This is a genomic window from Pelagimonas sp. (assembly GCF_050633425.1).
GTDB lineage: Bacteria > Pseudomonadota > Alphaproteobacteria > Rhodobacterales > Rhodobacteraceae > Pelagimonas.
In genome coordinates, this window is record NZ_JBOEGM010000049.1 from 1 (window position 1) to 9,214 (window position 9,214).

A 9,214-nucleotide genomic window follows, 5' to 3' on the forward strand; every position below is an offset into this window, starting at 1 on the left:
CTCATCTTCGGGTGTTTTGGCCATGTTTCCCAGCATATCCTCTTAATGTCCGATAATACAACATTACTGGACATGGCTGGAAACGACAAAGCGGGGCGGTTTGCACACTATATAGTAGGCAAAAGCGCCGCCATAAGATAGTCTTGTGGCATGACATATGCCCGTGACGACTTCGAAACCTTACCCCGGACGTCCTCCTGGATCACCTCGGCACACGCCGAAACCCCTGAAGATGTTGCCTTTTTATCAGGCGCGGCTCTCAACCACCTGCATCTTGTGGTGGGGCGCGAGGATGTGCCCCAGAGCTTGTTGCGTGAGAGGCTGGCGCTGCGCGCGGCGGAAGCCTGTGTCGCGCATTCAGGGCGACCGGAAAGGGCTGGGGAGTTGCGCGATGCGGTGCACTTGTCGCGCCCTGGCGATTTGCCTGGACCAGCCGGGGAAACCTATCTGTCCTGGCGGCGGGCATTGGAGCGGCCGGTTTCGGTCAAGGCGTTGCATCGAGCCATACCGGGGATCGATCCTATGCAGATTGCCGAATGGCTGGACTGGTGCGACCAGAGCGGTGCTGGGCAGGGGGCGCCAGTTACGCGGGCCGCAACAGTTCTGGAGAAGGTTTTGTCGGATACCCCGCGCGGAGAAACCGCCGCTTTGATCCTGGCCGATGCGGCCTTGGCGCAAGCGCTCGGCTGGGATCACCTTTTGCCGTTGCTGGCTACGGGCATGAAGTGCGCGGACCAGCGCAAGCGAGGTGATGAATTGCGACTGGCCTGTCATCGCGCGGTGATCGCTTCATCAATCGAAGCCGTGCGCCGTGCCGCAGACCTGTCCCGGCGAGTGGCACGGTTGGCCGCGGTTGCGCCGAAGCTGAGGGCAAAGGGGTCAGAGCAGGCCGTCGAGTTGTTCCTGACCCGGGATGCGGCGGCGCCGTCAGCTCTCACCTCGTTGAATTCGGACCGTGCTGCGCGGCGGTTCTGCGACAGATTGGTCGAGCTCGGCGCTGTGCGCGAGCTGACCGGGCGCGACACGTTCCGGCTCTACGGGGTATGAGACCAATGAAGGATCATGCTGAGAACCATCTGGATCGCGAACTGGAAGACCTCCCGGCCGAGCTGCGCTGGCGTGAATGGATGCGGCGGATCGAGGCGGTTCTGTTTGCGTCTGCAACGCCTGTACCGTGTGAAGACTTGGCGCGTATAGTGGGGAACGTATCGGTCGATCTGCTGATCGAAGACCTCGCGTCCGATCTGGAAGGGCGGTCGTTTGAGGTGGCGAAGGTTGCGGATGGCTGGATGTTGCGAACACGCCCTGCCTACGCATCTGCGATCCGGGCGGCAGCCAATATCGGCGAGCAGGAACTGAACCTGCGGGAGTTCGATGTCGCGGTGTTGGCCGCGATTGCTTACCACCAGCCGATCACACGAGACGGGCTCAAGGATATCTTCGGCAAGGAGATCAGCCGCGACCTGATTGGAAGGCTGCATGCGCGGGGATTGATCGGCACCGGGCCGCGCTCACCCCGGCGAGGAGCACCTTACACCTATGTGACGACCAAAGAGTTTCTCGCGGCATTCGATATGGAAAGCTTGCAGGACCTACCGGACCGGGAACAGCTCGGGGACGCAGGTTTGACCACCTAATGACGACATTCGCCAATCATGATGCGCGACGGTCCGAGTGAAGGCGCCCGATTGTTTGCATCAAGTCTATCAGTTCGGCGCGTGCAGGGCGGGTGTCTCGTCCCGCTACCGTTCGGGCCATGATTTTTGTCGTGAGGGATTTCGTTAGGCCCATATGTGTGGGCGCGACCCGCGCAATTCGTGACCAAATAGGCGTTGCGAGGCTATCGGGTCGCATATGGAGGGGCATCGAGCCTTCCGCCAGTTGACGAAACAGACGTTGACGGTCCCGAAGCGATAGCTGGGCGATGGACTTGGGCTCTGTGCCAACAGTGAAACAGGTCGCACCAAGCAGAGCGGGCAGGGTGGTTTGGCCCGGCATCCGGTGTCCTGCAACATGCAAGCGAAGCAGATCGTCGAGCAGCCCTTCGAATTTCTGAACATCATGCTCGGCGCGCACGGTACGTTTGCGGAGATCACCATCGCACCGAACGCAAACATGCTGTGGCAATAGCCGGTCTTGTCTGGACGGTACAATGCCGCTGCCACAGCTTGGGCATCTATCCCGCAATCGGCGGCCATGGCGAAAACAGGAAACGCGCGTCGCTAAGGTCCAACTGCGCCGGAAATAGGGCGCATGATCTTCTGTCAGACAGGCTGGGCAATATTGCATGCGGGTGGGCTGCAGACCGGACGCGATGCTCTTGGGGGGTTTGATCATCAACCGCAATCGCAACCGGGCCAGAGGATCGGGACCAAGGGCCAGTCCAGCAATAACTCCTGCAGGTATTCCCGCCTGTTCGACAAGAAGATCAAGGACATGCCCGGGAAGGTTTCGGTCAAGTTGCCCCGACCAGGCCGTGCCCGTCAGTCTGAGAACGCGCCCGAAATATTGCGGTGGGACACCATTGGCCAGGGCGAGCCGGTGCAGCCAGCTTGACAGAAGCTCCCCCGGAGCCGGAAAGACATGCACCGGCCAGCCACGCCCAGCCTCGTTGACATAGCGGCGCGTGGGCATAACGGCAATCCCGGATGAGGGTCGGCTCATGTCATTTCATTGCGCACGGCAGCGTTCCGGCGCTTCGACAACGGAATGTAGCCAAGGGACGCAATGCGCGCTTCGGTGATGTGTTCCTCGCCGTTCTGGATCGCAGCAATCGCGGCCCGGCTGATGATATCAACAACTTCTCCGATCAATCCCTCGGACAGTTTATGGATCATTCTCGCCAATGACGGACGTGATAGCTCCGATACAAGGGCAAGCGGCATGCTGGCCTCAAGGCTGTCAAGAAGTGTGGCGAAATCCTCGTCATACCCCCATCTCGGAATGGGAATCGTGTCAAACCGTGACCCCATTTCTTCTGTATCGTGGATGGCATCAAAGACCGCGATCTCACCAACCAACACCGGCGAAATGTCATGTACCCTGGCAATGCGGCGCAGAAACGAAAACACGGCTTTCACGTCCTGACGCCGCCCGCGCAGCGCACTGTGAAATTCGTCAAAGATAAGCAGGCGGGGTTTCAGGCTATCCAGCAAATGATCCACCTGTTCACTTGCCCGCGACAGATTTCGCCAGCCGGACGCTTGCCCGCCCGGGCGCTTCTTCGATCTGAAGCGCGATCCTGGCGCGCAACAGCGCGGCTCTGGCCTGTGCCAGATCGATGCGCGTGTTTATTTCATCCAGCCAGTCCTTCTGAACGGTTTCGGCCTCTGCGCCCGTCGTTTGAGCGAACACGGTCGAGGTCGGGGCCAGCGCGAAACCCGCGCCAAGCCCGATTGCCATCGTGGTTGCGATCAATGTCCTTTTCATGATCAGCCCTCCTTTTTCTCGTCGTTGTCGTCATGGGCAAACGCCTTGCGCGCGCCTTCCCACATGCCGACGGCCGCGCCCTTGGCGACGCTGACCATCCGCGCGCCCAACTCGCTTGCCTCATCGGCGACGACATGGGCGGCCTTTCCGCCGGCATGCAGCGTGTCGCTGCCCAGCTCTTTCAACCGGTCGCCCGCAGCGCTTGCCGCCTTGGCGGCCAGTTCGCGCAGGCTTGACCCGGCCTTGCGGGCATCTTCGGCAACCTCGTCGAGAATGGCTCTTGCCACCTTGCCCGACCGGTCGGCGACCCGGCGGAGAGCCTCGACGAACAGGTCGCCAACCGAATCCAGATCCTTGGCCAGCTGTTTCAGCTCGCTCGCCGTGTATTCGCCGGCCCCCTTGCGGGTCCTGGAAACGGTTTCACGGGCTTGCTCGATCACAATTCCTAGTCCTTCGCGCACACCCTCGGCTGCGGCCTGCGCGGTCTCAGAGACATACGAGCCCGACTCTTCAGCCGCTTCGACCGCAGCCGACAACACGGTCTCAGAGACATTGCGGGCGCGCTCGGCAGTGAATTTCGCCTCACCTAGGGCTTTGGCCGTCGCATCGCGGGTGATCCTGCGCACGTTTTCATCGACCTTCTCGCCGTTTTCGATGGCCGTCTTCACCGCGTCCCTGACCGCATCGCGGGTCACGCCCAGAAGCTCTGTCATCTCCAGCTTGGCATCGGCGACCGCATCGGTGATTTCCTCGCGGATGTTGCCGGTAAACTCCTGCGCGGCCTCCTTGGCCCCTTCCAGGCTTTCGCGAAGGCTAGCGGCGAGCTTCTCTTCCTCACTCACGATCCGTTCTTTCGCTCCGGCAACGTCCTTTTCGGCGGCCGAAATAAGCTGGGCCGGGGCATGGCGGACACCTTCGACCGTTCCCGCAACCGCAGCCGACACGGTGTCGCGGGTTGCGCCACCGGCCTCTTCAAGCGCCTTCACGGCGGAGGAGACGGCCTCGTTTGACAGTTTGCGCGCTTGCGTGGCGCCGCCTTTCAGGTCTGCTGCTGCCTCGGCAACCGCATCCCGCAGGATGGCATGGGTTTTCTCTGCCGTCAGAGCGCCGTTTTTCTTGGCCTCCTTCACCGAGTCCGTGATCTGTTTTCTCACTTGGGTAAACATGGGTTTTCTCCGTTTTCAGGTTGGCGCGCCAACCGACCCTTTTGTCGGCCAGCACTCATCCAGACGGGATATTACCGGTCGGGGCGCAGCCAAGATGCAACCCAGGTATCAGGACATGCGTTTTTTCGTGAAAACCACCTTTCAGGCAATTCCTCGCCGAAGGCGCGCAGCCAAAAACGTCTCAGATGTCGAGCTTTTTCTGAGCCTTGGCGATGAGTTCGTTCAGATCGTCGATTGCCCATTTCCCCCGTCCGGTCGAGAGAATGCCTTCCTGCTTCCATTTCGACATCTGGCGCCCGACAACCACCCGCACCGAACCGATCATGGATGCCAAGGTTTCCTGCGACAGATCGTTGATCAGGCGCAGCCCATGGACCGGTGCGTTGCTGGTGATGTGGCGCAGGATCAGGCGCGCCAGCCGGGCTTCGGTATCATATAGCGCCAGGTCCTCGGCCTGATCGGCAAGGCGGTGCATCTGTTCTCCCAAATAGGGTAGGAACGTCCGGTTGATCTCGGGGTGTTGCAATAGCCACTGCCTGACTTGGGACTGGCTTGCGGTCAGGATTTCCATGTCATCCAGCGCCGTCACGATGACATCGCGGGGCTGGCGATCCAGCAGGCTGATCAAATCAAACGCGTCGCCGGGCCCCAGAAGGTCAAGGATATGCTCGCGCCCGGTTTCCGGGTGATAAACAGAAACCTTGGCCCGACCGCTGACCACCGCAGAAAACCTCTGATCCGCGTCGAGCAGGCTCACATTCGTGTCGCGCCGGAGTGCGGTGTCATAAGAGAACATCCCCAGGATGTCGGCCTGAACGTCGCTGCCCAGTCCGGCAAAAAACGGCGATTGGCGCAGCTCCGCAAGGCAGTGATCGAATTTCGGATCGGTCGGTTTCATTGAAAATCCTCGCTCTTTGCGTAATCACGCTGGAGACTTGTTTTTCAGCTTGCCCTTGACGGGTGTCGTTGTGCCCTAATTAAAGAGAATAGAGGCTAATTTTTCCCTGACTTTTCAATGGCTGCTTGTACCTCTATTTGTGGCATTGTACCTTTAATTAGGATACTGTACCCTAATTTAGGATACAAGATTATCTGTGGATAACTTTCGGCGATTTGTGATGAAGACGCGCTGTGAAATCTGAAGCCGTTGCGAAACATCGTGCTGCTATTCTGCGGCCGCTTCTTGAGCTTGAAAAAAAGGGCGACCCAATTGGTCGTGCCATTGGCGACGCGGCATGGGAGTTGGGTCTTTCCAAAAGCTATACTTGGAAGCTTTACCGTCGTCTCAAAGAGAACGATGCTCGATCCGTTGCGCTGCAACCGGGTCGGCGCGGGCCTAAACCTGGAAAAGGGCGTCTTGCTCCGGATGTGGAGCGCATCATCAGCACCACCCTTAGCCGCTACTATCTGGTTCGAGAACGTTCAAGTTTTTTGCGCATTTGGCGTGAGATACGCTCAGAGTGTGATGCAAAGGGCTTCCAGCCTCCGACCCGTCGAACAGTTAAGCGGCGGCTAGATGCGATGGACCAGCGTAAGGTCATCTCAAAGCGACATGGCGCGGACGTAGCTGGACAATTGTTCGCAGCGCGTCCTGGCAAACTCGACGTTCCCGACCCACTCGACGTCGTGCAAATCGATCATACCAAGGCCGATGTATTTTTGGTCGATCACATCGATCGACAGCCTCTTGCGCGGCCGAACCTGACGATGGCGATCGATGTCACCACGCGTGTGGTGTTGGGCGTATACGTGAGTTTCGATGCACCGTCCGTTCTGTCGGTTGCGCTTTGTCTCGACCATTGCGTGCGCCGAAAGACAGTGCATGTGCCCGGCACCCTTGAAGAGCTTACCTGGCCTACGGCTGGTATTCCGAAGGCTGTTCATGTGGACAATGCCCAGGAGTTCCGCAGCAGAGCGTTCAAGTCCGCGTGCGAGGATTGGGGCATTGATGTTTCCTATCGTCCCAAGGGCGGCAAGCATTACGGAGGTCACATTGAGCGCTTGATCGGTACAACTATGGGTTCGGTTCACGTATTGCCTGGAACCACGCACTCGTCACCCAAAGACAAGGGTGACTATAACAGCGAACAAAACGCGACTTTGACGCTTGCTGAGTTTGAAGACTGGCTTCATCTTGAAATCTGTCGGTATCACAACACCCCGCATCGGGCTCTTGGCCGGACACCTCTTGCTGCCTGGAGCGATTTGGGTGGCGATACAGCAGGGCGGCAAGTTGTCGATGTGGACGCGTTTCGATCGAGCTTCATGCCTTTTGAATGGCGCAAGCTTGGCCGCACAGGGATCACGCTTTTTGAAGTGCGCTACTGGAATGATGCGTTTGCGTCCTTGATCGGGCGGGGCAAAGAGAAGGCGCAAGTCAGATTTGATCCGCGGAACCTATCGAAGATTTGGGTGCAGGTAGACGATGGTCGCATGATCGAAGCGCGCTACCGAAATCTCAGTCATCCCGAAATCTCTCTTTGGGAAAGTCGCCGCGCCCGCAAAGAATGGAAAGAAAAGCACGGTGGGCGGATCCACGAAAAGGCGCTGTTTGATATGGTAGACGCGCAAAGGCGTCTGGCCGAGGCAGCGCGCCAGAAAACCAAGGCAGCCAGGCTGGGTAAAGAGCGGGATGCGCGCCTGTCAAAGGCCCCAAAGCAGCGCGACCCTTCTCGTGAAATGTTCGCGATTGATACCGGCAACCCTGATCTTCCAACCTATCCCATAGATGAATTTCATGACCCAAAACGAAAGAATTGACCGCATTCGCAGCGACCATTGGATCGCTTTTGATCGTGCAACGATTGTCCTCAATCGATTGACATCATTGATGGAAACACCGCGACAAAGTCGCATGCCAGGTTTGATGGTCTATGGGAGCTCTGGCATCGGGAAGACGATGATCGCCAAACGTATGGCGAGCAAGTATCCCACTCAATACAAGAGTGATCTCGGGATCACCAAGACACCTGTATTGCTGCTTCAGGCACCACCCGCGCCGGATGAGAGAAGGTTCTACCAACACTTACTATCTACGATTGGCGCGCCCATGTGGGGGCGTCGCACAGTCTCGGAACTGGAGGTTCGGGCGCTGAACCATCTCAGAGACATGGACCTGAAAATGCTCATGATTGACGAGGTGCACAATCTGCTTGCCGGCAGTTACAGGGAGCAACGTCGGTTCCTCAACATGCTACGGTTCCTCGCAAATGAGCTTAGCGTATCGCTCGTGGTCTTTGGCGTTAACGAAGCGCTTGATGCCGTCCGTGGCGATGACCAGCTTGCGCGCCGGTTGGATGAACATTTTTTGCCGCTTTGGGAAGACGATGTAGAGTTCTCACGTCTGATCCAAACACTGATCGCGGCCATGGCGCTGGAAAAACCTTCGGGCCTGACCGTTGCTTCGCTCCGAACCATCCTGAAGGTGACCGGCGGGGTCACGTCCCGCGTCTTTATCATGATTAAGTCTCTGGCCATCGATGCGATTCATTCTGGGGAAGAGAGGATTACGGATGAGGCTGTCGCGACATGGCGGCCGACCTGGAACAAACATGCGTGGACGGTTCCGCTTGAGACGGCCGTTGAGGCCGAGTGACCATCAAGCTTCTGCCCCGCCGACCACCACCCCTATGCGATGAACTGCTTTCGAGCTGGCTTACCCGGCTGGCACAAGCCAATCACTGTTCAACCGAAGAACTGTGCGGCTATCTTGGCTTGCAAAGGGGCAGGGTGCCCGACCGCTCGAGCGACCTTGAGCAAGTTTGTGTAGACCGATTGTGCGCGGCTGTTGGAAGAAAACGTACCGAGATTGCGGCGATGACATTGCCAAATTTGAGCGCCCGCTCATTGAACTATCTGGCAACACATGACTTTCAGACCTGCACATATTGCCAAGAGCAAACGCCGGATCTGGTATTGCGCCACTGGCGGTTTGCTTGGTCGACAAACTGTGAAAGTTGCGGTCGGTCTCTGGTATCGACATGTCCGCATGCTGGTATCTCAAAGCGTATGAAAGCGCGTGCGGTTCAGGGGGCTAAAAGATTGGCGTCAGCTGTAGTCTCTGGCGACCAACAAAGCCTGCATCAGTTCAGACAAACGTCAGACCTTCTGCGATTGTGGAAATTGGCGGATGCAGATGCGCTGATCTCTGAGAACCAAGCCCAAAGAACAATTGTTCTCGCTGCGATTGAACTCGGATCAAAGCACCCGTTGCTTCGCACTGCCTATCGGGTGGCGCGAAACAACCGGGCAGCGCGGAGTCTGTTGCGTACGTTTCCGCGACAGAGTGAGGCTTTGGAGAATCTCCAGAGCTGGGCCCGACTTCATGAATATCGATATGCAGACCAGGGAGCCATAGGCCGCCGAGCTAGAACACGAGGGCTCGGAACAACTGGACTTGTGCCATCCGAGAGAGCGCTTCATGCGGCACGACGCGCAATTGAAGAACTCGGCTCCAACACTGATCGACATGCACTTCTGCTCCGCGCGCAAGAGATTTGGCAGACGGAACCACTCATCCGAAGGTCGCCGAAACCTGTGGACATATCCTAAATAGAGGCACAGAAATCGCCAAAATAGGCCAGAAGCGGTAATTTCTCTTTTATTAGGGTACTACGACA

At 58.0% G+C, this 9,214-nt stretch carries 10 protein-coding genes; 5 read left to right on the forward strand and 5 right to left on the reverse strand.

The window, feature by feature from the left end; all coding sequences use genetic code 11:
• The first annotated feature begins 150 nt into the window (after positions 1–150).
• Positions 151–1,047 (forward strand): DUF1403 family protein, encoded by an 897-nt coding sequence (locus ACRBB0_RS26175; protein WP_274577790.1) that lies wholly within the window; start codon positions 151–153, stop codon positions 1,045–1,047.
• Between the two features lie 5 nt (positions 1,048–1,052).
• On the forward strand, positions 1,053–1,637 hold the full coding sequence (gene scpB, locus ACRBB0_RS26180) for an SMC-Scp complex subunit ScpB (protein WP_431377415.1): 585 nt from the start codon (positions 1,053–1,055) through the stop codon (positions 1,635–1,637).
• A 16-nt stretch (positions 1,638–1,653) separates the two neighbouring features.
• On the opposite strand, the gene ACRBB0_RS26185 is transcribed toward scpB, so the two are convergent.
• The 5 genes from ACRBB0_RS26185 to ACRBB0_RS26205 all read right to left on the reverse strand — a co-directional run bounded on the left by ACRBB0_RS26185 (position 1,654) and on the right by ACRBB0_RS26205 (position 5,493).
• Entirely contained in the window at positions 1,654–2,664 is a 1,011-nt protein-coding gene (locus tag ACRBB0_RS26185) for a TniQ family protein (protein ID WP_431377416.1), read from the reverse strand.
• Entirely contained in the window at positions 2,661–3,164 is a 504-nt protein-coding gene (locus ACRBB0_RS26190) for a TniB family NTP-binding protein (RefSeq protein WP_431377417.1), read from the reverse strand. Before ACRBB0_RS26190 ends, ACRBB0_RS26185 begins: the two co-directional genes overlap by 4 nt.
• Positions 3,165–3,168: 4 nt before the next feature.
• The gene (locus tag ACRBB0_RS26195; protein WP_431377418.1) at positions 3,169–3,429 is read right to left on the reverse strand and encodes a hypothetical protein; all 261 of its coding nucleotides are present in this window, start codon (positions 3,427–3,429) and stop codon (positions 3,169–3,171) included.
• Positions 3,430–3,431: 2 nt separating this feature from the next.
• A complete protein-coding gene (locus ACRBB0_RS26200) occupies positions 3,432–4,595 on the reverse strand; it encodes a DUF6781 family protein (protein ID WP_431377419.1) in 1,164 nt (387 codons plus the stop codon).
• A gap of 181 nt (positions 4,596–4,776) precedes the next feature.
• On the reverse strand, positions 4,777–5,493 hold the full coding sequence (locus ACRBB0_RS26205) for a Crp/Fnr family transcriptional regulator (protein ID WP_431377420.1): 717 nt from the start codon (positions 5,491–5,493) through the stop codon (positions 4,777–4,779).
• A gap of 233 nt (positions 5,494–5,726) precedes the next feature.
• Here ACRBB0_RS26205 and ACRBB0_RS26210 point away from each other — a divergent pair, with 233 nt between their 5' ends.
• The 3 genes from ACRBB0_RS26210 to ACRBB0_RS26220 are packed head-to-tail and all read left to right on the forward strand — an operon-like array spanning position 5,727 to position 9,146.
• Positions 5,727–7,355: a Mu transposase C-terminal domain-containing protein gene (locus ACRBB0_RS26210; protein WP_082894773.1), complete on the forward strand. Its 1,629-nt coding sequence runs from the start codon at positions 5,727–5,729 to the stop codon at positions 7,353–7,355.
• Positions 7,333–8,190, forward strand: a complete 858-nt coding sequence (locus ACRBB0_RS26215) for a TniB family NTP-binding protein (protein WP_229678661.1) — start codon at positions 7,333–7,335, stop codon at positions 8,188–8,190. Before ACRBB0_RS26210 ends, ACRBB0_RS26215 begins: the two co-directional genes overlap by 23 nt.
• On the forward strand, positions 8,187–9,146 hold the full coding sequence (locus ACRBB0_RS26220) for a TniQ family protein (protein ID WP_111368995.1): 960 nt from the start codon (positions 8,187–8,189) through the stop codon (positions 9,144–9,146). The genes ACRBB0_RS26215 and ACRBB0_RS26220 overlap by 4 nt, the downstream gene beginning before the upstream one ends.
• The last annotated feature ends 68 nt before the right edge of the window (positions 9,147–9,214 follow it).